General features: G+C 41.9%; 26 protein-coding genes. 14 read left to right on the top strand and 12 right to left on the bottom strand.

All coding sequences use genetic code 11. The features are described 5' to 3' along the window. Positions 1-146 precede the first annotated feature (146 nt). Positions 147-1,619 carry an anion permease gene (locus tag HFU86_RS07245; RefSeq protein WP_036951333.1) on the bottom strand — a complete coding sequence of 491 codons (1,473 nt, stop codon included), beginning with the start codon at positions 1,617-1,619 and terminating at the stop codon, positions 147-149. A gap of 697 nt (positions 1,620-2,316) precedes the next feature. Here HFU86_RS07245 and cutA point away from each other — a divergent pair. After that, positions 2,317-2,664, top strand: a complete 348-nt coding sequence (cutA, locus tag HFU86_RS07240) for a divalent-cation tolerance protein CutA (RefSeq protein WP_132494695.1) — start codon at positions 2,317-2,319, stop codon at positions 2,662-2,664. Between the two features lie 359 nt (positions 2,665-3,023). Beyond that, positions 3,024-3,371, top strand: coding sequence for a carboxymuconolactone decarboxylase family protein (locus HFU86_RS07235; protein ID WP_036951341.1), 348 nt, complete (start codon positions 3,024-3,026; stop codon positions 3,369-3,371). A 61-nt stretch (positions 3,372-3,432) separates the two neighbouring features. On the opposite strand, the gene betA is transcribed toward HFU86_RS07235, so the two are convergent. From betA to betI, 3 genes are read right to left on the bottom strand one after another with little or no spacing between them, the layout of a single operon-like run. Beyond that, on the bottom strand, positions 3,433-5,100 hold the full coding sequence (gene betA / locus HFU86_RS07230) for a choline dehydrogenase (protein WP_187128982.1): 1,668 nt from the start codon (positions 5,098-5,100) through the stop codon (positions 3,433-3,435). A gap of 33 nt (positions 5,101-5,133) precedes the next feature. After that, entirely contained in the window at positions 5,134-6,612 is a 1,479-nt protein-coding gene (gene betB / locus HFU86_RS07225; protein WP_132494689.1) for a betaine-aldehyde dehydrogenase, read from the bottom strand. Positions 6,613-6,633: 21 nt separating this feature from the next. Continuing rightward, positions 6,634-7,236: a transcriptional regulator BetI gene (betI, locus tag HFU86_RS07220; protein ID WP_036951954.1), complete on the bottom strand. Its 603-nt coding sequence runs from the start codon at positions 7,234-7,236 to the stop codon at positions 6,634-6,636. Positions 7,237-7,445: 209 nt separating this feature from the next. Here betI and HFU86_RS07215 point away from each other — a divergent pair, with 209 nt between their 5' ends. Further along, positions 7,446-9,488: a choline transporter gene (locus HFU86_RS07215; RefSeq protein ID WP_187128981.1), complete on the top strand. Its 2,043-nt coding sequence runs from the start codon at positions 7,446-7,448 to the stop codon at positions 9,486-9,488. A gap of 74 nt (positions 9,489-9,562) precedes the next feature. Here HFU86_RS07215 and HFU86_RS20090 read toward each other — a convergent pair whose 3' ends face one another. After that, positions 9,563-9,958, bottom strand: a complete 396-nt coding sequence (locus HFU86_RS20090) for a hypothetical protein (protein ID WP_154600289.1) — start codon at positions 9,956-9,958, stop codon at positions 9,563-9,565. A gap of 271 nt (positions 9,959-10,229) precedes the next feature. On the opposite strand from HFU86_RS20090, the gene HFU86_RS07205 reads away from it, so the two are divergent. After that, positions 10,230-10,670 (top strand): GNAT family N-acetyltransferase, encoded by a 441-nt coding sequence (locus tag HFU86_RS07205; RefSeq protein WP_036951356.1) that lies wholly within the window; start codon positions 10,230-10,232, stop codon positions 10,668-10,670. A 187-nt stretch (positions 10,671-10,857) separates the two neighbouring features. Here HFU86_RS07205 and HFU86_RS07200 read toward each other — a convergent pair whose 3' ends face one another. Then, positions 10,858-11,574, bottom strand: coding sequence for an RNA polymerase sigma factor FliA (locus HFU86_RS07200; RefSeq protein ID WP_039861494.1), 717 nt, complete (start codon positions 11,572-11,574; stop codon positions 10,858-10,860). 384 nt (positions 11,575-11,958) lie between these two features. Beyond that, positions 11,959-13,113 carry a FliC/FljB family flagellin gene (locus HFU86_RS07195; RefSeq protein WP_187128980.1) on the bottom strand — a complete coding sequence of 385 codons (1,155 nt, stop codon included), beginning with the start codon at positions 13,111-13,113 and terminating at the stop codon, positions 11,959-11,961. A 476-nt stretch (positions 13,114-13,589) separates the two neighbouring features. Between HFU86_RS07195 and fliD the strand changes: the two genes are divergently transcribed. The 3 genes from fliD to fliT are packed head-to-tail and all read left to right on the top strand — an operon-like array spanning position 13,590 to position 15,805. Continuing rightward, positions 13,590-15,023, top strand: a complete 1,434-nt coding sequence (gene fliD, locus HFU86_RS07190; protein WP_132494679.1) for a flagellar filament capping protein FliD — start codon at positions 13,590-13,592, stop codon at positions 15,021-15,023. A 4-nt stretch (positions 15,024-15,027) separates the two neighbouring features. Next, positions 15,028-15,426 (top strand): flagellar export chaperone FliS, encoded by a 399-nt coding sequence (fliS, locus tag HFU86_RS07185; RefSeq protein WP_006657543.1) that lies wholly within the window; start codon positions 15,028-15,030, stop codon positions 15,424-15,426. Beyond that, entirely contained in the window at positions 15,416-15,805 is a 390-nt protein-coding gene (gene fliT, locus HFU86_RS07180; protein ID WP_036951364.1) for a flagellar protein FliT, read from the top strand. Before fliS ends, fliT begins: the two co-directional genes overlap by 11 nt. 129 nt (positions 15,806-15,934) lie before the next feature. Here fliT and def read toward each other — a convergent pair whose 3' ends face one another. Then, the gene (def, locus tag HFU86_RS07175; RefSeq protein ID WP_036951367.1) at positions 15,935-16,441 is read right to left on the bottom strand and encodes a peptide deformylase; all 507 of its coding nucleotides are present in this window, start codon (positions 16,439-16,441) and stop codon (positions 15,935-15,937) included. Positions 16,442-17,004: 563 nt separating this feature from the next. On the opposite strand from def, the gene HFU86_RS07170 reads away from it, so the two are divergent. The 3 genes from HFU86_RS07170 to HFU86_RS07160 all read left to right on the top strand — a co-directional run bounded on the left by HFU86_RS07170 (position 17,005) and on the right by HFU86_RS07160 (position 19,630). Continuing rightward, entirely contained in the window at positions 17,005-17,487 is a 483-nt protein-coding gene (locus HFU86_RS07170) for a DUF4822 domain-containing protein (protein WP_154604148.1), read from the top strand. 286 nt (positions 17,488-17,773) lie between these two features. Further along, positions 17,774-18,907 (top strand): YadA-like family protein, encoded by a 1,134-nt coding sequence (locus tag HFU86_RS07165; RefSeq protein WP_187128979.1) that lies wholly within the window; start codon positions 17,774-17,776, stop codon positions 18,905-18,907. A 258-nt stretch (positions 18,908-19,165) separates the two neighbouring features. Continuing rightward, positions 19,166-19,630, top strand: coding sequence for a DUF1097 domain-containing protein (locus HFU86_RS07160; protein ID WP_108479108.1), 465 nt, complete (start codon positions 19,166-19,168; stop codon positions 19,628-19,630). A gap of 95 nt (positions 19,631-19,725) precedes the next feature. Here HFU86_RS07160 and HFU86_RS07155 read toward each other — a convergent pair whose 3' ends face one another. The 4 genes from HFU86_RS07155 to fliE all read right to left on the bottom strand — a co-directional run bounded on the left by HFU86_RS07155 (position 19,726) and on the right by fliE (position 21,482). Next, on the bottom strand, positions 19,726-20,085 hold the full coding sequence (locus HFU86_RS07155; protein WP_108479072.1) for a hypothetical protein: 360 nt from the start codon (positions 20,083-20,085) through the stop codon (positions 19,726-19,728). Positions 20,086-20,095: 10 nt separating this feature from the next. Further along, entirely contained in the window at positions 20,096-20,509 is a 414-nt protein-coding gene (locus tag HFU86_RS07150; RefSeq protein ID WP_036951373.1) for a hypothetical protein, read from the bottom strand. Positions 20,510-20,533: 24 nt separating this feature from the next. Then, positions 20,534-20,953, bottom strand: a complete 420-nt coding sequence (locus HFU86_RS07145; RefSeq protein WP_222717605.1) for a hypothetical protein — start codon at positions 20,951-20,953, stop codon at positions 20,534-20,536. Positions 20,954-21,170: 217 nt separating this feature from the next. Then, positions 21,171-21,482: a flagellar hook-basal body complex protein FliE gene (fliE, locus tag HFU86_RS07140; RefSeq protein WP_187128978.1), complete on the bottom strand. Its 312-nt coding sequence runs from the start codon at positions 21,480-21,482 to the stop codon at positions 21,171-21,173. Between the two features lie 250 nt (positions 21,483-21,732). On the opposite strand from fliE, the gene fliF reads away from it, so the two are divergent. Genes fliF through fliI form a run of 4 tightly spaced genes read left to right on the top strand, consistent with a single transcriptional unit; the run spans position 21,733 to position 26,498 of the window. Beyond that, positions 21,733-23,424: a flagellar basal-body MS-ring/collar protein FliF gene (gene fliF / locus HFU86_RS07135; RefSeq protein WP_132494667.1), complete on the top strand. Its 1,692-nt coding sequence runs from the start codon at positions 21,733-21,735 to the stop codon at positions 23,422-23,424. Continuing rightward, positions 23,421-24,413 (top strand): flagellar motor switch protein FliG, encoded by a 993-nt coding sequence (fliG, locus tag HFU86_RS07130; protein ID WP_006657530.1) that lies wholly within the window; start codon positions 23,421-23,423, stop codon positions 24,411-24,413. The genes fliF and fliG overlap by 4 nt, the downstream gene beginning before the upstream one ends. Beyond that, a complete protein-coding gene (gene fliH / locus HFU86_RS07125) occupies positions 24,406-25,137 on the top strand; it encodes a flagellar assembly protein FliH (RefSeq protein ID WP_036951383.1) in 732 nt (243 codons plus the stop codon). Before fliG ends, fliH begins: the two co-directional genes overlap by 8 nt. Continuing rightward, complete coding sequence (fliI, locus tag HFU86_RS07120; RefSeq protein ID WP_036951385.1) at positions 25,134-26,498, top strand: flagellar protein export ATPase FliI; 1,365 nt, start codon at positions 25,134-25,136, stop codon at positions 26,496-26,498. Before fliH ends, fliI begins: the two co-directional genes overlap by 4 nt. The last annotated feature ends 2 nt before the right edge of the window (positions 26,499-26,500 follow it).

The raw sequence follows: 26,500 nt of genomic DNA, 5'->3' as shown, positions 1-26,500 counted from the left end.
CAATAAATTCACTGATTTAAGGTTTAAATTTTATGTTTCTTCTCTCAGTAAAATATAATTTCACTCACAGTCAATAGAGGACAAAAAAGCCGGAAGATAATTCCGGCTTTTGGTGAATACGTATTTTTAATTAATATTCAATGGCATTACCAGTAACCCAGGAATTTCCACCAAATACTTCCTAAACTGATCCAAATAATTAAGTTAACAACGCTCATCACAAAGCCCGCTTTCCACCATTCGCCCAGTGTGGCATAGCCCGAACCGAAGATAATTGGTGCCGTACCCGTGCCGTAGTGAGTTAATGACATCATTAAGGATGAGGAGAATGCTAAGGTTAAACCTAACAGCATTGGCGGTGCACCTAATGCAAGACCCGCCGCAAAGAAAGCCCCAAACATTGCAGTAATGTGCGCAGTTGTACTGGCGAAGAAATAGTGGGAATAAACATAGATTAGTACCAAAATTAAGGTACCCCAAACCCAACTAATTCCCATGCTATCGATGGAGCTTCCTACCGTGACAGACATCCACTTAATAAGACCTAATTTACCTAAGAAGCTTGCCATCATCACCAGTGCGGCGAACCAGACAACGGTATCCCATGCCCCTTTATTTTTCAGGACATCATCCCAGTTAATAACCCCTGTGCCCAATAATACGCTCAGACCAATAAAGGCTGCCGTGGTTGCATTCACGCTGAATGATGGACCAAACAGCATTTCAGGAACCCCTGCCCACATCATTAATAACAGGATGAAAACCCCTAATGTGATCATTTCAGGCAATGAAATTGGTCCTAATTGCTGTAAACGTTCTTTGGCAAAATTAGGGGCATCCGGTGTAGAGGTAATTTCTGGCTTATACATAAAGTAGATAACCAGTGGCATTAAAATCAGAGAAACAATCGCCGGTACAAATGCCGCAATCGCCCACATTCCCCAAGTTAGCTCATTACCTTTACCCGCTTCGCTGACAATTAAGCTCACAATCAGCGGGTTCGGTGCCGTTGCCGTAATAAACATCGCGGAAGTAATTGGGTTGATATTGTAGTTCACTAAAGAGAGGTAGCGCCCTATTTTCCCTGAAGTACCGTCTTCCGCCTTAGAACCAAAACTGTCTGAAATCGAACGCATAATCGGGTGAATAATTCCCCCGCCTCGCGCAGTGTTACTTGGCGTCACAGGCGCAAGAATGGTTTCTGCAATGGCCAGTGAATAAGCAATCCCAATGGTTTTTTTACCAAACAGTGAAATAACGTAATAACCTATACGCGCTCCCAGCCCCGTTTTATTCAAGCTCATGGAGACCATGATGGAAATACCAATCAGCCAAATCAGGTCATTAGAAAAACCACTTAATGCATCTGCAATCGCGCCTTTTGTGGATTCAGGATTGGTGACCCCAGTCGCGGCCACCAAGGAAATCGCAACGATAGAAACACCACCAATAGGTAACGCTTTACCGATAATCGCAGCGATAGTTCCGACAAACAGGGCTAATAAATGCCATGCATTCGGATTAACACCTTCAGGAACAGGAATAGCAAACCAGATAATTAACGTAATCGCGACCGCGATTAAGGTAGGTATCGGTTTTAACGGAGTCAGTTTATTCATAAGGGTATCCATACAGTTTTTGAGATGGAATGACAGAGAAAGTGCAATATATATTTTTTTATTCTCAGTCGATGTTAGCAAATAATCACCTGAAAATATTGATCGTTATCATTTGGTTACTGAGTTTCATATGAATTTCAAGCCATTATGTAACAAAATGTAATTGAAATTCACAAACAGTCACACACCCTTAAAATGAGTTAAAAGTGGCTGTGAAATAAAAACGAGTAACAGTTATGTATAAAAACGCCACTAACTCTTCCATCGGATTAAAGCGATTAAATATTAAAATATTTCCCAAAACTCAATTAATATACAAAAATTCAATAATTATTGATATTTACCTATCTAAAACTTAATGCTGAATCGAATTACTCATAATTAATCAAGAATAGCAATAAAGCCCCTTGTAAATAGATTTACTTTCGTTTACTAGAGCGAATAAAAATCAACCAGGCTAATTGATTAATGAAATTATTTAGCTCAAGCCTTAAGCTATTAGGGTACATATATTGCTATCTCATGGGCAGCCAATTCATTACCCAATAAGATAATCGTTATCAGTAATAATCATCTCCACATTAATCACGTACTTCTCTATTTGTATCATTATGTGGCTACGTTTTCTTACGGGCAGCTAAACTAGAATGAATCAGGCTACTCATTTAAATAAGCCCTTTAAATAAAGGAGATTAAAATGACATTTGACGATAATCATTATAAGAACCAGCAACAACCTTGCATCGTTTTAAGCACGACTAACAGCCAAGAAAGTGCCATAAAAATTGCACAGTACCTGTTGAATAACCATATTGCTGCCTGTGTTTCATTATTACCAGAAATGAAATCAGTCTATTTGTGGAAAGGAAATGTGACAGAAGATAAAGAAATTCTATTACTGATAAAAAGCACGATTGGTAATCAGCAAGCGCTATTTGATGCAATCAAGGAAATTCATCCCTATGAAATCCCTGAGTTAATTCGTTTAGACCCTAACCAAGTTGAGGATAACTATTTACAATGGCTAGTTAATTCTGTCCGTTAATATTAACACTTGCCATATTATTTTTAGTTTATATTCCTTTTTCACATAGCAAATTATGATCATTTTTATTAGCTGGTCAGCTTTGGTAAATACAAAATTAGTGTTATATAAGTAGTCTCGCTTAATATTTATTTTCCTCCTTCGTTTGGAGGATTTTTTTGTCAAATTGACACCAATAGCGTTAAATTTCAGATTAAACATCTAAATATGAATCTTTCAATTTAATACACTATCCTTTATTAAATAAAAGGTATAAATCTGTTTTATATCTTATTTCGAATATTTTCCTTGCTCAATGTTATCCTTAAATTATATTAAAATATATATTATTTAATTACATAATGTAAGACGGAGAAACAATGTCAAAGTTTACTGAAATCAATCAAAACCTACTGCAAACCATGCCTGAGCTAGCTCAATTTATTCCTGAAGTCATGATGCATTTTTCTAACTTAATTGCAGCTGCCTCGACAGAGGGAGTTCTAGATAAAAAAACCAAAGAGCTGATTGCGATTGGTATTGCGGTTGCCAATCGCTGCGATGGCTGCGTTGCTTTTCATACAAAAGCTTTGGTCGATTTAGGAGTAACCCAACAAGAACTTGCTGAAACTTTAGCTGTTGCCATTTTTATGGGGGGAGGCCCTTCAGTTATGTATGCAACGCAGACATGGAATGCGTATAAAGAATTTACCAACCATTGCGAATAAGCATGTACAAAGGGTGAGGATGTCCCCTCACCCATAAAATACGTCACCCATAAACCACGTTTTAGCCCGTTCTAACCGCCTGACTACCCGCTTTAAAATAGGGAGCCTGGCTGGGTGCTAAAGGCTCTCGGCCGCGAATTTTGTCCGCTATTTTTTCCGCAATCATAATGGTTGTGGCATTTAAATTACCTGTAATAATCAGCGGCATAATGGATGCATCAATCACTCGCAGGTTATCAACCCCATGAACACGCCCTTCACCATCGACAACCGCCATAGCATCCGAGCCCATTTTGCACGTTCCACAAGGATGAAACGCCGTTTCCGCGCGTTCTCGCACAAACTGATCAAGTTGTTCATCAGTGACAATGTGCTTACCGGGACTAATCTCCTCACCTCGATACGGGTCTAACGCGGGTTGAGCCATAATTTCCCGCGTGATACGAATCGCTGCACGAAACTCTTCCCAATCCTGCTCACAAGACATGTAATTAAACAAGATGCTTGGGTGTTGATGCGGGTCACGAGATTTTATCTGCACTCGACCTCGGCTAGGTGAACGCATAGAACCCACATGCGCCTGAAAACCGTGTTGATTCACCGCATTACTGCCATTGTAGTTAATCGCCACCGGCAGAAAGTGAAATTGAATATTTGGCCATGCAAATTTTTCACTGCTACGAATAAACCCGCCCGCCTCAAACTGATTACTCGCACCAATACCGGTGCCTTTAAATAACCACTGCGCACCAATCATTGGCTGATTAAACCATTTCAATGCGGGATACAGGGAAACCGGCTGCGTACATTCATACTGCAAATACATTTCCAGATGATCTTGCAAGTTTTCCCCAACCCCTTCCAGATAATGAACGGGAGGGATCTCAAACTGTGCCAATACCGCTTTAGGACCGACACCGGAACGCTGCAAAATTTGCGGGGATGCAATAGCCCCTGCACATAGCAAGATTTCTTTGCGAGCTTTCGCCACATGCACTTGCTGATGTTTTCCTAAATGATATTTCACAGAAACCGCTTTTTTCCCTTCAAACTCAATGGTATTTGTGGTGGCATGAGTGACTATCGTCAAATGCTTACGGGTGCGAGCTTGGTCTAGATACCCTCTGGCGGTGCTCGCACGACGACCTTTTGGCGTCACCGTACGATCCATCGGACCGAACCCTTCTTGCTGGTAGCCGTTTAAATCAGCTGTTTTCGGATAACCCGCTTGAACGCCAGCTTCAACCATCGCGTGGAATAGCACATTATTGTGGGATTTTGGCGTCGTCACACTCACGGGACCTTGGTCGCCGTGGTAATCATTTCCACCAATATCGCGGGTTTCAGCTTTGCGAAAATACGGTAAACAGTTGGCATAAGCCCAATCTTCAAGCCCCGGCGCTTGCGCCCAGCCATCAAAGTCCATGGCATTTCCACGGATATAGCACATGCCGTTAATCAATGAAGAGCCGCCAAGCCCTTTTCCTCGCCCACATTCCATACGGCGGTTGTTCATATGAGGTTCAGGCTCTGTTTCATACGCCCAGTTATAACGGCGCCCCTGAAGTGGGTAAGCTAATGCCGCTGGCATTTGTGTGCGAAAGTCGAACCGGTGATCCGGTCCTCCTGCTTCAAGGAGCAGCACAGTAACATCAGTATCTTCTGTCAGGCGGGTAGCAAGAACGTTACCGGCTGAACCAGCACCGATAATAATGTAGTCATAGACCATTGTTATCTCCTCTGTTTCAGTCAAATTAAGTGATTAAAAAATGGATGAAAACTCTCCGAGTTCAACTTGAATGGATTTGATTTGAGTGTAATTTTGTAGCGTCATCAGACCATTTTCGCGCCCTACACCAGAGTGTTTATAACCCCCCACTGGCATTTGCGCAGGGGATTCTCCCCAGGTGTTGATCCAACAAATTCCCGCTTCTAATTGGTGAATAACGCGATGAGCACGGGCGAGATCTTGCGTGACAATTCCTGCGGCTAAACCATAAATCGAGTGATTTGCTCGCTCAATGACCTCATCTTCTGTGCGGTAGCTGAGAATGCTCATCACAGGACCAAAAATCTCTTCTTGGGTGATTTGCATTTCATCTGTGCAATCAGTAAACACCGTCGGAGCCACATAAGCGCCGTTTGCCAGTGATTCAGTCATAAGACGCTCACCGCCACACAACACTGTCGCCCCTTGCGCCTTGCCAATCTCGATATAGCGCAGCACATTGTCCAGATGCTTGAAGCTGACCAAAGGCCCAAAATTGGTATTTTCATCGGTTGGTGAGCCAATACGAATGCGCGCAACGCGCTCCGCGATTTTGGCTTCAAAGTCGGCTTTCAGGTTTTCTGGGATAAATACTCGCGTCCCGTTGGTGCACACTTGCCCAGAGCTATAAAAGTTCGCCATCATGGCGATATCAGCGGCTCTGTCTAAATCAGCATCATCAAAGATAATCAGCGGTGACTTTCCTCCAAGCTCCATAGTGACCTCTTTAAGGCTTGAGCTAGAGGCATTCGACATTACTTTTTTCCCCGTCGGGACGCCGCCAGTAAATGAGATTTTGGCGATATCCGGATGCTCTGTTAGCCATTGACCCACTTCACCGCCCATTCCCGTGACCACATTAAACACCCCCGCAGGTAAACCCGCTTCAGTGTAGATTTCCGCCAGCTTTAATGCGGTTAATGAGGTAACTTCGCTGGGCTTAAATACCATGGCGTTACCTGCCGCCAGTGCCGGTGCGGATTTCCATAACGCAATTTGAATGGGATAGTTCCATGCGCCAATCCCCGCAACAACCCCCAATGGTTCACGGCGAGTATAGACAAACGAGGTTTCACGTAGCGGAATTTGCTGCCCTTCTAGAGCGGGGATCAAGCCTGCATAGTATTCAAGAACATCCGCGCCCGTCACAATATCCACAAAACGCGTTTCAGAAAGTGGCTTCCCTGTATCGAGGGTTTCTAAATAGGCGAGTTCATCATTACGTTCACGTAAAATATCCACAGCACGGCGCAAAATACGTGAACGTTCCATCGCGGTCATTGCCACCCAAATTTTTTGCCCCTGTTTTGCACTCTCCACCGCCCAGTGAATATCGTCGATACTGGCTGACTGCAAATGTGCAATCACGTCGCCATTGGCTGGGTTTATTGCCTCAAACTGCCCGCATTCAGGTTGTGAACTGTCGACATATCCGCCATGAATGTAAAGCTTATGAATCGGTGGATGTTGCATAACGTCTCCTTTGAAAAATAGTTAGGTCGAATGGTCTCCTGCTCGTGCCAATTGCATATCGATATATTCGTTAGTGATGCTGAGCGCTTCCGTCACAGGAAAAGACTCATTGCTCAGCGCACTGCGTAACCATAATCCATCAATCAAGGCAGCCAGACCTTTAGCAGCACGGCGTGCGGCAGGTTTACTTAACGCTCGTCCAAACTCATAGCTTAGGTTTGAATATAAGCGACGATCATTCACCCGCTGTAAGCGGTTCAGATTTGGCTGATGCATACTGCTCGCCCAAAATGCTAGCCACGTTTTCATTGCGGCTTCACTGATTTGGGTGGAGTCAAAGTTCCCTTCCACAATTGCCTGAATTCGCGCTTTAGGATTTTCACCACTCAATAATCTGAGTCGCATCGCAATACCAAACCCGAGTTGATACTGGATATGGCGCATGGTGGCCTCCAATAAACCACTCTTATCACGGAAATAGTGGCTAATAATCCCAGTAGAGACTCCCGCTTTACGGGCGATCAGCACAAAGCTGGCTTCTTGCATTCCCACTTCGTTGATGACAGCTAAAGTGGCCTGAATTAACTGCTGTTTACGTATCGATTGAACGCCTATTTTCGGCATGGCATGAAGACCTAATAAGACCATTGAACCCATTCATTAAACGATTTTTTAATTGAATGTTCAATCAATATTAACTATTGTTTACAACAATTCATTCACAAATAACTCGAGGAGATACCCGTGAAATTTTAAATGTTTACTAATAATTCAATGCATTAGTAAATAATCTAATTTTAAATTTTCATCCAGATAAAACTGTGGAACTGCCAATGACAAATTCAAAAAGTCCAAAAAATGGGCAGAAAGACCAACTTAATCACGTTGTTTTTTTTACCTCCGCCGCCTTAATACTGGCGTTTTCTTTTTTCACCATCCTGATGACTGACACCGCAAATCAATGGATTGTTGCAACACTGGGTTGGGTGTCAAAAACCTTCGGCTGGTATTACTTACTTGCCGCCACCTTGTATATCGTTTTTGTGATTTTTATCGCCACCTCGCGCTTTGGGAACATCAAACTGGGACCGGAACAATCCAAACCGGAATTTAGTTTGCTTAGCTGGTCGGCGATGCTGTTTGCCGCGGGGATCGGCATTGATTTGATGTTTTTCTCGGTGGCTGAACCGGTCACTCAATATATGTTACCGCCAACAGGTGAAGGCGAAACCCTTGAAGCGGCTCGTCAGTCGATGGTGTGGACACTGTTTCACTATGGACTCACGGGCTGGTCAATGTACGCCTTGATGGGCATTGCGCTCGGTTACTTTAGTTATCGCTATAATTTGCCATTAACCATCCGTTCTGCGCTATATCCGATTTTTGGTAATCGAATTAACGGACCGATTGGTCATACCGTCGATATTGCCGCCGTGCTCGGGACGATTTTCGGTATCGCCACCACCCTCGGTATTGGCGTGGTGCAGCTCAATTACGGGCTAAAAGTGCTGTTTGACCTTCCCCAAGGGCTAACAGTGCAAGGCGGGCTAATTTTCCTTTCGGTAATCATGGCGGTCATTTCCGCCACATCAGGGGTCAATAAAGGGATCCGCATTCTCTCGGAACTCAACGTGCTGCTGGCATTGGGGCTGATCCTGTTTATCTTATTTGTGGGGGATACGGAATTTCTGCTCAATGCGCTAGTACTCAACGTTGGGGATTATGTGAACCGTTTTATGGGTATGACCCTGAACAGTTTTGCATTTGATAGACCGACTGATTGGATGAATAGCTGGACGCTGTTTTTCTGGGCATGGTGGGTAGCATGGTCGCCTTTTGTTGGGTTGTTTTTGGCACGAATTTCCCGTGGTCGCACCATTCGCCAGTTTGTGATTGGCACTCTAATCATCCCTTTTGTCTTCACACTACTTTGGCTCTCTATCTTTGGTAATAGCGCTCTGTATGAAATTATTCATGGCAACAAAGCGTTGGCTGAAACGGTATTAGAGGCCCCCGAAAAAGGGTTTTATTCCCTACTCGAGTTATATCCGGGGTTTGGATTAACCGCCTCCGTTGCCACCATTACAGGGTTACTATTTTACGTAACGTCCGCAGATTCTGGCTCACTAGTGCTGGGGAATTTCACCTCTAAACTGAGCGATATAAACAGTGATTCACCTAATTGGCTACGAGTTTTCTGGTCAGTCGCCATTGGTTTACTCACTCTTGGAATGTTAATGGCCGATGGGGTGCCCGCTCTGCAAAACACCACCGTGATTATGGGGCTGCCGTTTAGTTTTGTGATCTTCTTTATTATGGCGGGGCTGTATAAGTCATTGCGGTTTGAAGATTATCGCCGCGTCAGTGCCATTAATACCAATGCCCCTGCGCCGCTGTATGGTAATGAGCCCATTAAGTGGAAACAACGTCTGGGACGCGTGATGAATTTCCCAGGCACCACCTATACCCAACGGATGTTAGATTTAGTCTGTATCCCTGCGATGCAAGATGTAGCTAAAGAATTAGAATTGCGTGGCGCGAAGGTGGAATTTGCAATCTATCCTCTTGCCGAAGAAGAGCGACTTAACCATTTAGAGTTAGTGGTCGATTTAGAAGAAGAGCAAAGTTTTATCTATCAAATTTGGCCACGCCGCTACACGGTGCCAAGCTTTACCTACCGCGCTCGTTCCGGTAAATCCCACTATTACCGCCTTGAAACTTACTTGTGGGAAGGTACCCAAGCTAACGATTTAATGGACTACACCAAAGAGCAGGTGATCAGCGATATTCTTGACCAGTATGAGAAGCATTTGAATTTTATTCATTTAAGCCGCGAAGCACCGGGAGCAACATTGACCTTTCCCGAAGGAAATTGATACAGAGCTGATTATTTAAACAATACAAAAGGCGCTCAAAAAGCGCCTTTTGTTTGCAACACGGGGAATGCTAATTATTCATTCTGATATTTTTGCTCTAGCATGGATTGAAGCTCCCGCGGGTTGTTCATCCACGATAAATGCCCCGGACAGCCTGCTGCCGTTGGGTTGATATCACAAGGGCGGATGTGATTGAGCAAGGACTTTTCATCTTCATCCCGTTGTTCGAGTAGCGATTGGTAGCTACGATCTTGCTGAGCAATTTTTAATTTAGGGTCAAATTTGAACTTCTGCTCTTCCCGCAGTGAGTCCACTCCTTGGTAGTTTTCATGATATAGGCGATCAACGGGTGATTTTTCTTTAAATGACAAGTCGGTGGCAAAGCCAAAAGGAGCACAGAAAACAAGAAAAAAGACAACAATAACCTTTTTGAACATATGGATACCTACTGTAAATGCATAATTTGGCATTATATTCTCTTACAACCCATTGGTGTATAAAATCTATTTTTGATTTTTAAATGTTGTTATTTATTAAATGGTTGGAATTAATTAATCATAAAATCAATTGTTTGAATACTCATTAATACCCATAGTGATTATTTCTACATTTTTATTTATTGATTTCACTATTTCCCATCAAATAGCTCGATGCCATTACGCAAAAATGCAAAGAAAAACAGGCAATTTTCATGATTTCGAGCTAAAACTATATTAGCGTTTTTATTTATGAGGGAATGACATGGAGCCAGTGAATAGCCACATTACATATAAAGTGAACCATTCGATTTCGGTGGATGATTTTTTGAATTTATTGAAGCAATCCCCACTGGATACGTTTGTGCCCACTGACGATGTCGCGTTGCTGGATTCGATGTTAAATAATGCGGATTTGTTGATCAGTGCTTGGGTGGATGAGCAAGTGGTGGGTTTCGCTCGCGCGATCACAGATTTTAGTTTTTGCTGCTATATCTCTGAAATTGCTGTAGATACTCAGTATCTTCACCAAGGTGTCGGTAAGCATTTGCTGCGACTCACCGCCGAGGAGCTTCCCCCCGAGTGTCATTTAATTTTTCGCTCTACCCCCGACTCCCAAAACACCTACCCCAAACTCGGCTTCAATCCCTGCCCCAACACCTGGCATATCTCCGCCAAAAGCTTTCTAGACAAAATGAAAAGCTAGTTTTTATTTTTCCTTAACTTAGCCCTTATTTTTGCTTTGTTTTTTCCCTTGACCTTAGCCAAACATAACTCTAAATAATTCGCGTTGTGATAAGGCGGCGAATACGCTAAGCCCTGGGAGCATACACAAGTATGTGACTAGGGTTAGCTTATGAAGCCAACACAGTCACAGCGTGAAGTATGACGAGCTACGATCTCAACTTAGAGCGCAACCGTTTGATGGCTTGGCTGTGTAATTGACTCACTCTCGACTCCCCCACCTCCAGCACCGCACCAATCTCCTTCAAATTCAGCTCTTCTTGGTAATATAGCGTCAGTACCATTTTTTCGCGCTCTGGCAATTGTTCTATTGCCGCCACGATTTGGTCTTTCAGGCTGGATTCCATTAATAAGCTCAGTGGGTTGCCGCCATCGTCTTCATCCATTGACGGTTCGCAGCTTTCCCCATGCACTTCGTGCCATTCATCGTAGGAGAACAGTTGGCTATTGTTGGTATCAAGCAGCACTTGGCGATATTCTGCCAAATCGATATCCAGCGCTTTGGCAATTTCCGGCTCTGTCGCACTGCGCCCAAGACTTTGCTCAAGTTCACCAATGGCTTTGGTCATTTCTCGCGCTTGGCGACGCACGCTACGGGGAACCCAGTCACGGCTACGCAGTTCATCGAGCATGGATCCGCGGATCCGCTGCACGGCGTATGTGGCAAAAGAGGCACCTAATGAGGCATCGAAACGTTCTAATGCGTGGAGTAGCCCGATGCCACCCGCTTGGATTAGGTCATCGATATCAACGCTGGCAGGAAGTCGGACTTGCAGTTTCAGGGCTTCATGGCGTATTAGAGGGTAATAACGCTCCCATAGGCTATTTTTATTAATGACACCTTCGGCAGTATATAAATCACTCACAACCTGAATCACCCTTCAAGTTTTAACTAAAGGTAGCCATTATCTGTGTTACGCGTAATTTCAATCCGCAGAGTAAGGCACTAAATCAGCCGTTATTCTTTTTATCCTAAATAAATTTGATGAAGCCCAATATTTTTTGAGTCTATTTTTGCTTTTTCTTTTGACCTTGCCCTTGCCTTTGACCTTTGTTTTGACCTTAACAATGTCAAAGCGCGCCCTAAATAATTCGTGTTGCAGCTAGGCGGCAAGCTGAATTATCCCTAGGAGCATACTGAAGTATGTGACTAGGGTAATTTAGTGCAGCCAACAACGCTGCGGCGCGAAGTATAACGGGCAAAAAAAAGACCAGCAAAGCTGGTCTTTAATAAACTATAAAAGTCTAAATTAACGTAACAGGCTCAGAACACCTTGTGGAACCTGGTTAGCTTGCGCTAACACAGCAGTACCTGCTTGTTGCAGAATCTGACCACGGCTCATGTTAGAAACTTCTGTAGCGAAGTCAGCATCTTGGATACGGCTACGTGCTGCGCTCAGGTTGTTAACAGAGTTATTCAGGTTGTTGATAGTAGACTGCATACGGTTTTGGATAGCACCTAAGTCTGAACGGAAGCTATCAACTTGAGCCAATGCTTTGTCTAAAGTGTCTAATGGTTTCATTGCAGCTAAATCTTTTTCTGCCATTGCAGTTTTGCCATCAGTAAACTTAATTGTTGATGCATCAGCAGCAGAAGCACCATCAGTAATCGCAAATTCAGTTTCTACTGTATGTTCTTTACCATCTGCACTTTTACCAACTACATATACTTTGTTACCGTCAGGTTCACCTTTAGCATCAAGTTTCTGATAGACTTTAGCTTCATCAAATTTAACATTAGTCGTACCATCTGCTGCTGTAAAAGTCATTGCTTTTAAAGCTGTATCTGTATTACCAGCGCCAACTTCTTTACCCACAGCCCCTTTCATTGCATCAAAGTCAGATAAAGAAATTTCTTTACCCATATCGCCTTTGCTTGCTGCATCAAAGCCTGTTAAACCTAAAGTGCTGCTGTCAATTTTTTTCAGGCCGATAGAGATAGTTTCATTATCGTTAGTACCGACTTGAATGCTCATTTTAGTGTCTTGAGTTAATACTTTTACACCGTTAAATTGAGTTTGTTCAGAGATACGGTCAATTTCTTCCATACGAGCTTTAACTTCTTTATTGATAGACTCGATGTCGCTCTTAGAGTTAGTGCCGTTTTGTGCTTGAGCAGTCAGTTCACGAACACGTTGTAAGTTATCGTTGATTTCGTTAACTGCGCCTTCAGCGGTTTGTGCGATAGAGATACCGTCGTTTGCGTTACGTGCTGCTTGAGTTAAACCTTTAACGTTTGCAGTGAAACGGTTAGCGATTGCTTGACCCGCAGCGTCATCTTTTGCGCTGTTGATACGTGAACCAGAAGATAAACGCTCAATCGCAGTACCCAGTACGCCTTGTGAACGGTTTAAGTTGTTCTGAGTAGTCAGAGACAGAATGTTAGTGTTAATGACCTGTGCCATAATGTATGTCCTTTATTATTCAATATATTACAGTGTTAATACTCTAAATAATTAAGGCTGTATCTAGGCGGCCAGCGAAGGTATCCCTAGGAGCATACTGAAGTATGTGACTAGGGTGACTGAGTGCAGCCAACACCGATACAGCGTGAAGTATGACGAGTATTCTGTTAAGAAATTTTGTCAGCAAGTACATTATCGGCGGCGCCCAAAACCCCTTTAGCCATTTTTATAAAAATTTTTCACGTCTATTGGCAAAAGCGCGCTGGAATCAGCTTTTTTCACCCTAAATTTTTTATTAAACTCTTCGATTATGGTTAGTATCCTTATCATTTTTATTCAATAAGCCTAATTACCTGCTTTTTACGGTTTAACTCCTTCCATTATTATTTCGCAGAATAGTCTAATATTTTTCCCCAATTCGCCGATAAAGGACTAAATACGAATTTATTTTCAGGGTTTATATTCAGGAGAGATTTATGGCAGGCATATCCACACTTGGTATCGGGGCTAACTTAGACTTAAATGTGCAAATGGACCAATTAGAGGCAATGGAAAAGCGCCGCCTCGATCCATTAACACAGCAAAAAGCCAGCTATGATGCGCAAATCAGTGCATTTGGTAAAATGCAATCTTCATTAGAAAAACTGAAAAAAGCGGCGGAAGATCTCAAAAAATACGAAGATATCAGCACCACCAAAGTGAGTGGTGAATATAAATCTTTTGATGTGAAAACCGATGGTAAAGCGGTTGCTGGTGTACATGATATTAAAGTCACCCAACTGGCTAAAGCGCAAACTATTGCGACCAAAGGACACAGTGATAATAAAGAATTACTGGGTAGTGATGCAAAAGAACGAACTATTACGATTACCCAACCTTCGCAAAAAGAAGCAAAAGATAAGATTGTTATCAAACTCGATAATGAAAGTACCTCATTAATTGAAATTGCCGATGCTATCAACAAATCGGATAAAGGCGTTTCTGCTTCCGTTATTAAAGATAAAGATAACCAATACCATCTCGTTGTCACCGCGAAAAAAGCAGGTACTGATAGCCGTATGAGCATCAGTGTTGACGGCGATGATAAATTAGCAAAAGTGCTGAATGTTGAGTCAACCTTGGTCGATGGTAAAGTCACGATTGTGGATGAAGCCAGTAGTGGTATGGAACAAAAAGTTCCACCGCAAAATGCTCTCTTAAATATCGACGGCTTTGACCTTGAGTCACAAACCAACGAAGCCAAAGACTTATTTCCTGGTTTAACTCTGTCTTTAAAGAAAGAGAGTGAAGATGGTAAATCCGACCATTTAATTATCTCTGAAGATATTGAACCAGCTAAAGCTAAAATCAAAGTATGGGTGGATGCCTATAATGAGTTCCAAACCTTAGCCAGAGAACTGACTAAATATACCCCAACCGAAAAAGGTACTGCACCGGATAAAACCAATGGACCATTAATTGGCGATTCCACCTTACGTGCAATTCAAAGCACCTTACGTACCCAAGTACGTACCTCACAAGATAGCGGCGAATTAAACCTGCTGAATAAAATGGGGATTAAGCAAAAACTGGACGGTACGTTAGAAATCGACAATAAAAAACTCGATGCCGCTCTAAAAGAGAACCCATCAAGCGTAAAAACATTCTTTGCTGGTGACGGTGAAAAAACTGGATTTGCCACTGAGAACTTTAACTTCTTAAAAGAAACCTTAGATAGCAAAGAAGGTACGCTGCATAACGCCACAGATGGTGTACAGAAGAAAAAGAAAAGTATCGATAAACGTATCGAGCAAACCAATAAACAAATTGAAAACACCATGGATATCTATCGTCGTCAATTCCAAAACCTCGATAAGATGATGAGTTCATTAAATAGTACGACTAATTCATTAGGCAGACTTTTAGGTTAACCGCATGTATCAACGTAAAGCTAATCAAGCCTATCAGCAGGTCAGTTTGGAGAGTGAAATCGCCAATGCGACCCCGTATCAACTGATCCAAATCCTGTTTAAAGGGGCCTTAAGTGCCCTTAAACGGGGGGAAATTTTTATGGAGCAGGGAAACATTGCTGAAAAGGGTAAAGAAATCTCAAAAGCAATCGACATCATTGACACGGGATTAAAACAATCGCTAAATTACGAGGCTGGTGGCGAACTTGCTGAAAATTTAGCAAGTTTGTATGAATACATGACGCGGCAATTGCTCCGCGCCAACATAGAAAACAACGTGACTTATGTCCAAGAAGTTTACCAATTACTCTCCGATATCGCCTCTGCATGGCAACAAATCGGTGCAAATGTGGATGAAAGATAACCAGGTGGACAATAAAAATCCTCTCTATTTACTTGAAATATATCGTAATGTCTTAATATTAAGTGAAAACTTAGTTTCGCTCGCACAATCAGGGGAATGGGAGTCATTAATCTCCCGAGAAACTGAATATGTCCTTGCCGTTGAGAATTTAACGGCTCTGACTCAAGAATATGAGCAGGAACAACCTATTACTGACGACTTTGTGCAGTTACTACACCAGATCATTGAAAACGAACGAGTGACAAAAGAACACTTACAAAATCATTTGAATTTTTTAAGTAAAGAAATCAAACAGCTCGACCAACAAAAGGTATTAAATAATAGCTACGGCCAATTTGATCAACCCGATGCTCCAAGGGTTATTAAACCTCTCGAGTAAACGGTAAAGTGTCAGGCAGTTAACCTGACGCTTAACTTAATAGGACAACCCAATTGGCACAAAGCACGCAATAGCAGCTCCCCGAATCACACTTGTTGGGTCTCGGGAAGCCGTAAAATAGGTGGGAACTTACTGCTGTTTTAATCTTTGCTGCTTTTTGAGCTTTTTCAACAACATATTGCGCTTTAACGTGGATAAGTGGTCAATAAACACTTTACCGTTTAAATGGTCAATTTCATGTTGCATGACAATCGCTAAAAACTCGTCACTGTCGACAACAAACTCCTTGCCGTCACGGTCAAACGCCTTCACCTTCACACGCAAAAAGCGTGGCACATCAGCGTAAACATCTGGTACGGATAAACAACCCTCTTGATAGCTCGTCTCCCCTTCGCTCTCAATAATTTGTGGGTTGATAAATACCATTGGCTGATTACGTTCTTCCGAAATATCAATCACCATAATGGCTTTGGTTTCGGCGATTTGCGTTGCCGCCAACCCGATGCCGTTGTCAGTGCTGTACATGGTTTCAATTAAATCATCTACCAATGTTTGTACTGATGCGAAATCCGTAACGGGACTGCACTGAATACGCAATCTTTCATCTGGAATTTCAATAATTTCTCTTACTGCCATAGCTAAAATCCTGTTGATTCAATTACTTTTACTCAAGCCCATGTATTTTTACTTAAACCTATAAGTTAAAGTATCGCCCTTTTTTTACCCACAAAAGATGCAAAAAATGGCAAAGTGGCTTGGAGATGAAAATTTCACAGAAAAATAACATGATCTAAGACAAAATACATCTGAAATCACCAGAAAATTCTCCGTATAACCCCTTTCTACAGGCAAAATCCAACGTATTTGATTGAGATCAGACAATCCGTATAAACAAGTATTTGTAAATTTTTCATGGTAAACCGACCAAAATATAAATCTGAATTAACACTGATTAGATAGCTTAGCTATAATTTTATTTCGACTTTCTATTTAATACTGTTTTTAACAGAAAAATCACATGGGATAAGCTGAGTTTTGTTTGCTGGAACCTCTTTTCTTTGAATACATAACCCAACATAAGCTTACGTTTTTAATACTTAATCATAATTCTTACCTTTGCTTTGCCCGCTGTTTAATTAATGATGAAGACCTGTTCGATTTTGTTACTCACATTTCTAATCTTAATAAATGGAGTTCTTATGAAATTAAAACCGATTATTGCCGCCCTGATTGTGATGTCCACAACTGCTGCTTTTACGGCTCAAGCTAACTCAACAGCGCCTGTTGCAAAACAAGCTGTTAGCGCAAAAAAAGCCAATGCCTATGAAGAGATTATGATTGATAAAGTCTGGGTAACTACTCAAGCTGTCGATCAAGATAAAAAAGAAGTGCCAGCAACAGATAAACAAGTGGCGAACTTCTTTGGACTTGCAGAGTATTTCCCTGATGGCACGTTTAAGATGCTAACCCTTGAGGGTGCGCCAAAAATGCAGGGTGATTGGTCATTCAGCGAAGATGGTAAAACCCGTTCATTAACCGCAAAAGATGACAAGGGTGAAGTCCTGTTTACTCGTGTGGTTGAAAACGTGACCGTGACACCGGAAGAATATACTTACCGAATTTACCCATCACAGGATGATAAAACCAAATATTTTGATATCGTCCATAAAGTGAAGAAATAGCTTATACCATGATTGGGGAATGTATTTAATATTCCCCTATTTCTCAGTTATTAGCGTGGTAAAAATTAATTTTTAAATTACTTTAAAGCACTCCGAAATTATACTTTATTCCCACCATCAATTCTATTGTACTAATCTTAACCCAACACGATTTTCCCGAATTAATTAAATTAAAAAACGGATTTTACCCACCAAAATATATCTCTTATTATTCCCTTCCGATCATAAACATCGACTTATATAAGTTTCGATATTTATTCCTTTTACGTTATATGGATATTTCGTTATGAAGAAAAAATCATTACTTAGTGCCTTCAGTGTTACTATTTTAGCATCCTTATCATCTCAGTCATTTTCTAGTGATAACATTAATAATTTAAAAAATGAAATTAATAAGCCTTATGATTATCCAGCGCATGTTTATGAAGATAATAGAAATACCTTCGAGGTTGAAAATGATAGAAAAACCAATGCTAAAATTGATAGGTATACCGAGATAGCTTTTACAATGAAACCTACTATTGATTTTTTTGAGTATGTTCTTGAAGCATCATCACCATTAATTAAAAATGAATCTTTATTGACTCATAGTACTCCGGCCGATTTACCATCACCCTCATCAACTCGCTCTCGTCCTCTATCAAGTTCCTCAAAAGCAAATCTTATCCATTTAGAGAATAAAATCGAAGATAATAATTATGCAATTAATTTATTAAACATGTCTATTAATGATTTAAATCAAGAAAATAATAATCAAGAAAAAAACATAGATGAAAAAGGAAAATCCATTAAGAAATTACAAAGCTCTTTATCTGATTTAGAAAAAAACTTTGATGATCGTGAAATAAAGAATAAAAAATATGTTGATGATGAAGTTTTTAGAAGTGAAGCTATTACAACTTTATTAATTGATGACACAAACAAAAAACATGAAACAGATACCAAACAACTGAATATTGCTATAGAAAAACTCGATAAAGACATTAAAGAAAGTGATCTAATTACAAGCCAATTAATTGAAGATGCAGAAAAAAATAGTAAAGCTCATGCTGATTTAATTTTACGTAATCAACAAATGCTTAATATCGACCGTTTTGATAAACTCGACAAACAAGAAAAACTTCAAACACAGCAGCTCAATCAAATAAATACCCGAGTTGACCAAATGGAAAGTAAAATCCACCAAACAGCTCGTGATGCAAATGCCGGTATTGCTTCAGTTGCTGCAATGACCAATATTCCTTACACCACCAACACACGTTTTAGCGCCGGATTAGGCTTAGGTAATTTTAAAAATGGTAACGCCATCGCAGCTGGTGCTCAATATCAAGTTAAGCAAAACTTAAACTTGCGTAGCTCTATTTCCTGGAATAACTCGGATAGAGCCGTTCTCGGTGCAGGTATTGCTTACGGTTGGTAATCTTTAACCAATAACTATCTTTATTCTTCTCGCCATATTTATTAGCATCAATGTAAATTGATGCTAATTTTTATTTAACGATTAATTATCAATATCCCTATTCAATTTTCCAAAATTAAATTTAATTCACCGTTAGCACTTTTAACTTAACCATCATGTCTTTTCTCTGTGCTGATTATCCATCATTTAATTGCAACAATTAAAATCCCTCTATACAATGCTCTGCTTTCCCAAATTCTTATTTATAAAGTCATCATTGTGAAACTACTTTTTTCTTTGTCATTAACGACTGCTATTCTTTCTGGGCTATGGGCATGGGTTGCTGATGTATTTGGCTTGATCAGTTGGGCGGGATTTTTAGGATGTACCGCTTATTTTGCCTATCCGAAAGATGGTGTGAAGGGTTTGCTAGTGACAGCATTAACAGCACTAAGTGGTGTTGTTTGGGGATTAGTTATTATTCATAGCGATAAACTCACCCATGACCTACCTAATTTTACAGGCTACTTTGTGACCACATTTATCGCTTTTGTCATGTGTTTTCAAGCCCAAAAATCGTGGCTTGCCTATATTCCAGGAACCTTTATTGGTGCCTGTGCAACCTTTGCAGCACAAGGAAATTGGCAATTGACTATCCCGTCACTTATTGTCGGCGTTTTATTTGGCTACGCCATGAAGCAAAGTGGTCTCTGGCTAGTCAAAAAACTGGATAGAACTTCCTGATGTATAACGTAAACCTATTTTTAATCAGAAATATCTAAGCGACTTATAAAAATGAGGGTAATAATTACCCTCTTACTATCAAAACAATTTACATTTTATTTGTAGGATATTGATGCTGCACTGATTTTATTTGATGAACAGCTAGTTATTTTAATATTTGAATTTGATAAATATGCAGTATTCATAAGCTGGAACATTGCTCTACCATACTCGTTCCCAACCGATTCCAATATAGATATTTCCTTTGTATCCGCATCTCCATCACGTAGAGTTATTGTAAAAAAAGCCCTTTTATTAAATACATCTTGCTCACCTAATGTGATAGTGGAAATTCTTTTTTCTTTGTTGAGGTAGGCATTACAATTATCTGCAAATGCCTTATTTATAATATTCTGATTTGCCATTGAAAAACTTGAATACAACACACAGACTAATAAAATTATTTTTTTCTTCATGATATAAATCCTATTTTGTAAAGTTATTTTTTAAATGATTTACACATCCTGATGAATAAGAAAAAATAGTATGGACTGATAAATCGGGAAGAATAGCCATATACACAAAACCATCATCGTCGAAATTTAAATTACAAAGAAAATAGTCATTAGTTTTATATTTGTACCCAGATGCTGTTTCTATTTCAACAGTCCAGTAATCAAAATGAGATAAAAAACCGGTCTCATATGGAAATGAATGTCCTAATTTAGTTGTGCTCATATTTTTTAGGTTACTGTAATCAGCAGTAATATTAAGCATACTATGAGGGTAATCTGTAGAGTGCGTGACACTAACAGATTTTAGCTCCTGCAAAGAGCAGTTCATCACATAGAAATAACCAGTATGGTTAGTTGCAAGTGATTTTTCTATTACGTTATCCATTTGCCTCCAATTTTTATTAAAAAATTAATTATGGCAACCACCTGAATTTGAGAACTTTATAAACAACCTAAAATCTTTTACTATATTAATAATCACAATGCCATTATCCCAATATCGTATATTACAGGCTTGTTTTCTATAAGAGATAGTTTTTCCTGTTGATATTTTGAAATCAACATCCCAATAATCCGTATGACTCCATGCCATTACCGTGTATGTAAATTCACATCCAGACTCAGCCATTTCCAAATGCTCTAGCTTATCAATTCGTTGTATCGCTTTATTACCTTTCAATCCTGAATAATAACTAACAACAATAGAATTAATAGTTTCACCGCTACTATTTAATATAAAGAACGCACCTTTTTTAATAACACTTTCGTACTCCTTTTTATTGGCAATATTATCTCGCCCGTGATTTTCACTAATATTATTATCATTCATAATATACCCATTATTATTGAGCTCATAAAATAAACACTAGTTTAGTGTATTACCCATTCACCCTACATGAGTAAGAAATAGTTATATTAAAAATGACAAAAGGAAATAATAATAGATTAACTTATTTATTGATGCTTACTTCGCAATTTAAAAACAAATAAAAAACGCAGGCATTGCCTGCGTTTCGTATCAATACATAAATATTAATGAATGATAATCACACTGGCATTGACATAATCTCTTGATACGCTGCTACCAGCTTATTACGCACCTGAATGCCCATTTGTAGGCTCAAGCTGGCTTTTTGCATATCGACCATCACATCATTTAATGAAACATCCGGCTTACCGAGGGTAAAATCTTGCACCTTCTGTGCAGATTGTACGCGGGTTTCATTGATTTGGTTCACGGATGCCACTAAATGATCGGCAAAACCCACCGGCTCTACAACGGGTTTGGTATTATGTGCCGCTTGAGCTGCCACCACATTTAATTGGGAAACCACCCCTTCAATCGCTTGAATCGTCATTTTGTTCTCTTCGGTTAGTCGATAAGTTGAGCAAAAAATTGCCGTCACGAATTTTAGTTTGCCTACCCTACCACACCGTTTTTTACTTGAAGCCGATAAATAACACCAAAATTATAGGCTGATTCCGTCATTAGATTGCATCAAGACAATAAATAATAGCAGCGTAAAAAAATGAGGTTACGAAGAGGGAAATAAGATTGTTTCACCAAACGTATATTCATCCGTTTAGTTTGCATAGCAGGGAATATTTATGAGTACCGCATCTAAAGATACGGGGGAGGCCAAAAAAGGTTTTGCCTCACTGATCGAAAGCATCAAAGCCGACCCTAAAATACCATTAATTATTGCCGGTGCTGCTGCGATATCTATTATTGTCGCCCTGCTCCTCTGGTTTCGTAGCCCTGACTACCGTGTGCTACTGAGTAATCTGAGTGCAAAAGATGGTGGCGATATTGTCGGTCAATTGACCCAGATGAACGTCCCTTATCAAATCGCGGATAACGGCAGCGCTATTCTTGTGCCTGCTGATAAAGTCCATGAATTACGTTTGAAACTGGCGCAATCAGGTCTACCGAAAGGTGGCAATACCGGTTTTGAACTGCTTGATAAAGAACAATTTGGTATCAGCCAATTTAGTGAGCAAATCAACTATCAGCGCGCCCTTGAAGGCGAGCTGTCTCGTACCATTGAATCCCTCAGCCCAGTTCAAAGCGCCCGAGTCCATTTGGCTATCCCTAAACCAACCTTATTTGTCCGTGAACAAAAACTGCCAACCGCCTCGGTCACTGTCGGTTTATTGCCAGGCAGAATGTTGGATGAAGGGCAAATTAGCGCTATCGTTCACATGGTTTCCAGCAGCGTGACCGGCTTAACTGCCGCCAACGTGATCATTGTCGATCAAACGGGTCGCCTGCTGACCAACAACGACAACAGCCAACAATCTGCCAATAGCGCACAAATCAAAATGACCAAAGAGATGGAGGCTCATCTTAAAGAGCGCATTGAAGATATTCTGTCGCCATTAGTCGGTCGTGCCAATATTCACGCGCAAGTCACCGCGCAAATGGATTTTTCAAAAGTTGAGCAGACTTCTGAAGAGTACAAGCCAAATCAAACTCCTGATGCCGCTGCGGTACGTTCTCGCCAGAATAGCGAAAGCCTACAAAACAGTAATGGCGGTCCAAGTGGCGTACCGGGTGCCTTATCCAATCAACCTGTTAGTGCACCAAGCGCACCGATTGATGCTAATAAAGAAAGCACCGATGGAAAAACCGCAGGGAATACCCGTAATGGCACTCTCAATACTCAGCGTGATGAAACCACAAACTACGAAGTGGATCGCAAAATCAGTCACACACAGCGCCAAATTGGTGTCGTTGACCGACTGTCTGTTGCGGTGATCGTCAATTACCAATCCCAAGAAGGTGAGAAAGGTCCAGAAATGAAGCCGCTCCCACCGGAAATGTTACAGCAAATTGATGCATTAACCCGTGAAGCGATGGGCTATTCTGCGCAGCGTGGCGACTCCATCAATATCACTAACTCCTTATTTACTGACGATACGCCAGTGGTTGAAGAGCCATCGTTATTGAATAACCCACAGGTGATTGGTCAAGCTTTAGATTACGGCAAAATCTTGCTGATTGCGTTGATTGCGTGGTTTATGTGGCGCTTTGGTATCAAACCTCAGTGGGTGAAATATCGCAAAACCCAACAAGCGCAAATTGATGCTGAAATGTCCATTGCCAATGCATCTCAAGTTAAAGCGCCATTCGTGGTGGAAGAAGAAATTAGTGAAGATATGGACGAGAAAACCCGTCGCCGTCTTACTCGCCAACGTGTTAGCGCTGAAATTCAAAGCCAGCGTATTCGTGAAATGGCAGAGAAAGACCCACAAGTCGTGGCAATGGTTATCCGTCAGTGGTTAGGAAAATCCCAATGAATTTAACTGGAACAGAAAAAAGCGCCGTGATGTTGATGACACTCGGCGAAGATCAGGCGGCTGAAGTGTTTAAGCACCTAAATCCCAAAGAAGTTCAGCAGTTGAGTATGGCGGTGTCCAACATGCGCCAAATCTCCAACAACGAACTGGCGGAAGTACTCACCGAGTTTGAAGAGTCGGCAATTCAGTTTGCCGCCTTAAATATCAACACCAACGACTATCTGCGTTCGGTGTTGGTCAAAGCCCTTGGGGAAGAACGTGCTGCCAGCCTGTTGGAAGATATTTTTGAGAAACAAGAGACCACCTCGGGTATCGAAAGCCTCAACTATATGGAGCCACAAACGGTTGCCGATATTATTCGCGACGAGCATCCACAAATCATCGCCACAATCTTGGTTCACTTAAAACGCAACTTAGCGGCCGATGTTTTAGAACTGTTCGAAGAGCGTCAGCGTAACGATATTATGCTACGTATCGCGACATTTGGTGGGGTTCAGCCAGCCGCATTAGCCGAGCTGACCGAAGTACTGAACAACCTGCTAGACGGCCAGAACCTCAAACGCAGCAAAATGGGTGGCATAAGAACCGCGGCAGAAATTATCAACCTGATGAAAAATCAGCAAGAAGAAAGCGTTATCGATGCCATGCGTGATTACGATGGTGAGCTGGCTCAGCGCATTATCGACGAAATGTTCCTGTTCGAAAACCTTATCGAAGTGGACAACCGCAGCATTCAACGCATTCTGCAAGACGTGTCTACCGACTCGCTGGTTATTGCCCTCAAAGGCAGCAACCAAGCACTGCGCGACCACTTCCTCAACAATATGGCCGCGCGTGCAGCCGAGATTGTTCGCGACGATCTGGAATCTCGAGCGCCAGTTCGTATGTCACAAGTGGAAACCGAGCAGAAGGCTATTCTGATGATTGTTCGCCGCTTAATGGAGAAAGGCGAAATCGCGATTGGTGGTGGAGACGACGTGTATGTCTAATACATCCAAAAATAATCAGCAGTGGCAGCCTTGGCAGTTACGGGAACTTAATCAATGGGATCTGAATTCATCGGCTATTCCGCCGTTGAATGACGTTCCTGAGCCAAACACGCCGAAAGTCCCCTGCTTAGAGCCAAAAGAAGTGCTCGAGCAGATCAACTTGCTGGATAACATCAAAGAGGATGCCCAGAAAACGGGCTTTCAACAAGGCTTTGAAAAAGGTCAAAAAGAGGGTTATCAAGCTGGTTTTACGGAAGGCTTACGTTCTGGTGAGCAGCAAGGGAGCGAGCAAGCCCTCGCCCTTCAACAACCGGTAATTGAAACGTGGCAAAAACTATTATCAGAATTTCACTATTCGCTGGATACTTTTGATACCGTCGTTACCACCAAATTACTGCAAATCGCGCTAACTGCCGCGAAGCAAGTGTTGGGACAATCTACGGTATGCGATGGCACCGCGCTGTTAGAAGAAATTAGCCATTTAATGCAACAAAAACCGATATTTGCAAGCCAGCCTGAACTGCATGTGAACCCGAATCATGTGGCGCTTATCGAACAACACTTAGGCTCATTGTTAGACTTGAATGGCTGGCGCTTAGTCGCCGACCCAAGCCTGCATATGGGTGGCTGTCGCGTGGTCGCTGAAGATGGTGAAATTGATATGACCGTAGCCACTCGCTGGCAAGAATTATGCCGTCTGTATGCACCGGAGAGCTTGTCATGACTGCGAGACTCGGCCGTTGGATAGCGTCTCTTGATGACTTAGAGTCACGCATGAAAGGCATTCCGATGGTACGCCGCTATGGACGTTTGACCAAAATTACAGGTCTCGTGATGGAAGCCGAAGGCATTAAGATGCCTTTAGGCGCCACCTGCTATATCGAACGCATTATTAATGGTGGCACTGACGAAGTTGTCTGCGAAGTGGTTGGCTTTAACGGTCCTCGCATGTTGTTGATGCCGCTCTCCGACCTCGAAGGTATTTCCCCGGGTGCGCGCGTGTATGCGCAAACTTCGGGAGAAGACGGACAAACGAGTCGCCTACTGCCACTCGGCAATGAATTACTTGGGCGCGTATTAGATGCTCAAGGCACTCCATTAGATGGCAAAGGACCACTGGAAACCAAACAACGTGCGCCGCTAATCACGCCATCCATCAACCCGCTAGAGCGTACACCAATCCACGATATTTTAGATGTGGGCGTACGAGCGATTAACTCACTGTTAACTGTCGGTCGCGGTCAACGTATGGGGCTGTTTGCAGGCTCTGGCGTCGGTAAAAGCGTCTTACTCGGCATGATGGCGCGTTTCACTCAAGCGGACATTATTGTCGTTGGGTTGATCGGTGAGCGTGGGCGCGAAGTTAAAGACTTTATTGAAAATATCTTAGGTGCTGAAGGGTTACGCCGTGCCGTTGTCGTCGCCGCGCCTGCTGATGTTTCACCGTTACTGAGAATGCAAGGGGCATCTTACGCTACCCGCATCGCAGAATATTTCCGTGATCAAGGTAAAAGCGTATTGCTTATCATGGATTCACTCACACGCTACAGCATGGCACAGCGTGAAATTGCGCTTGCTGTCGGTGAACCTCCGGCAACCAAAGGCTATCCACCGTCCGTGTTTGCAAAATTACCTGCATTGGTTGAGCGTGCTGGTAATGGTAAAAACGGCGGTTCGATTACCGCCTTTTATACCGTATTGACCGAAGGGGATGACCAACAAGACCCGATTGCCGACTCCGCTCGCGCTATTTTAGATGGACACATTGTTCTGTCGCGCTCATTGGCAGAATCTGGGCACTACCCTGCCATTGATATTGAAGCGTCCATTAGCCGTGCAATGACGGAGCTTATCGCCAAAGAACATTATCGTAAGATCCAGCGCTTTAAACAGCTCACATCCAGCTATCAACGCAACCGTGACCTGATTAACGTCGGCGCTTATGCCATGGGTAGCGACCCAATGCTCGATACCGCAATTCAGTATTACCCAAGAATGTCGAAGTTTTTACAGCAAGATATTGATGAACGTTGTGATTATCAAACCGCTTGTGAACAACTGGCTCATGTTGTTCCCAATGAATAACG

This window comes from Providencia sp. JUb39, assembly GCF_012272845.1.
Lineage (GTDB): Bacteria > Pseudomonadota > Gammaproteobacteria > Enterobacterales > Enterobacteriaceae > Providencia > Providencia lanzhouensis.
Note: the sequence above shows the minus strand (reverse complement) of the source record. Positions and strands in the feature narration are given on the sequence as shown.

Bases quoted from the DNA above. Each gene is read 5' to 3' on its own strand.
- HFU86_RS07245 (WP_036951333.1), bottom strand. From the start codon at position 1,619: ATGAATAAACTGACTCCGTTAAAACCGATACCTACCTTAATCGCGGTC.
- cutA (WP_132494695.1), top strand. From the start codon at position 2,317: ATGACATTTGACGATAATCATTATAAGAACCAGCAACAACCTTGCATC.
- HFU86_RS07235 (WP_036951341.1), top strand. From the start codon at position 3,024: ATGTCAAAGTTTACTGAAATCAATCAAAACCTACTGCAAACCATGCCT.
- betA (WP_187128982.1), bottom strand. From the start codon at position 5,100: ATGGTCTATGACTACATTATTATCGGTGCTGGTTCAGCCGGTAACGTT.
- betB (WP_132494689.1), bottom strand. From the start codon at position 6,612: ATGCAACATCCACCGATTCATAAGCTTTACATTCATGGCGGATATGTC.
- betI (WP_036951954.1), bottom strand. From the start codon at position 7,236: ATGCCGAAAATAGGCGTTCAATCGATACGTAAACAGCAGTTAATTCAG.
- HFU86_RS07215 (WP_187128981.1), top strand. From the start codon at position 7,446: ATGACAAATTCAAAAAGTCCAAAAAATGGGCAGAAAGACCAACTTAAT.
- HFU86_RS20090 (WP_154600289.1), bottom strand. From the start codon at position 9,958: ATGCCAAATTATGCATTTACAGTAGGTATCCATATGTTCAAAAAGGTT.
- HFU86_RS07205 (WP_036951356.1), top strand. From the start codon at position 10,230: ATGGAGCCAGTGAATAGCCACATTACATATAAAGTGAACCATTCGATT.
- HFU86_RS07195 (WP_187128980.1), bottom strand. From the start codon at position 13,113: ATGGCACAGGTCATTAACACTAACATTCTGTCTCTGACTACTCAGAAC.
- fliD (WP_132494679.1), top strand. From the start codon at position 13,590: ATGGCAGGCATATCCACACTTGGTATCGGGGCTAACTTAGACTTAAAT.
- fliS (WP_006657543.1), top strand. From the start codon at position 15,028: ATGTATCAACGTAAAGCTAATCAAGCCTATCAGCAGGTCAGTTTGGAG.
- fliT (WP_036951364.1), top strand. From the start codon at position 15,416: ATGAAAGATAACCAGGTGGACAATAAAAATCCTCTCTATTTACTTGAA.
- def (WP_036951367.1), bottom strand. From the start codon at position 16,441: ATGGCAGTAAGAGAAATTATTGAAATTCCAGATGAAAGATTGCGTATT.
- HFU86_RS07170 (WP_154604148.1), top strand. From the start codon at position 17,005: ATGAAATTAAAACCGATTATTGCCGCCCTGATTGTGATGTCCACAACT.
- HFU86_RS07165 (WP_187128979.1), top strand. From the start codon at position 17,774: ATGAAGAAAAAATCATTACTTAGTGCCTTCAGTGTTACTATTTTAGCA.
- HFU86_RS07155 (WP_108479072.1), bottom strand. From the start codon at position 20,085: ATGAAGAAAAAAATAATTTTATTAGTCTGTGTGTTGTATTCAAGTTTT.
- HFU86_RS07150 (WP_036951373.1), bottom strand. From the start codon at position 20,509: ATGGATAACGTAATAGAAAAATCACTTGCAACTAACCATACTGGTTAT.
- HFU86_RS07145 (WP_222717605.1), bottom strand. From the start codon at position 20,953: ATGAATGATAATAATATTAGTGAAAATCACGGGCGAGATAATATTGCC.
- fliE (WP_187128978.1), bottom strand. From the start codon at position 21,482: ATGACGATTCAAGCGATTGAAGGGGTGGTTTCCCAATTAAATGTGGTG.
- fliF (WP_132494667.1), top strand. From the start codon at position 21,733: ATGAGTACCGCATCTAAAGATACGGGGGAGGCCAAAAAAGGTTTTGCC.
- fliG (WP_006657530.1), top strand. From the start codon at position 23,421: ATGAATTTAACTGGAACAGAAAAAAGCGCCGTGATGTTGATGACACTC.
- fliH (WP_036951383.1), top strand. From the start codon at position 24,406: ATGTCTAATACATCCAAAAATAATCAGCAGTGGCAGCCTTGGCAGTTA.
- fliI (WP_036951385.1), top strand. From the start codon at position 25,134: ATGACTGCGAGACTCGGCCGTTGGATAGCGTCTCTTGATGACTTAGAG.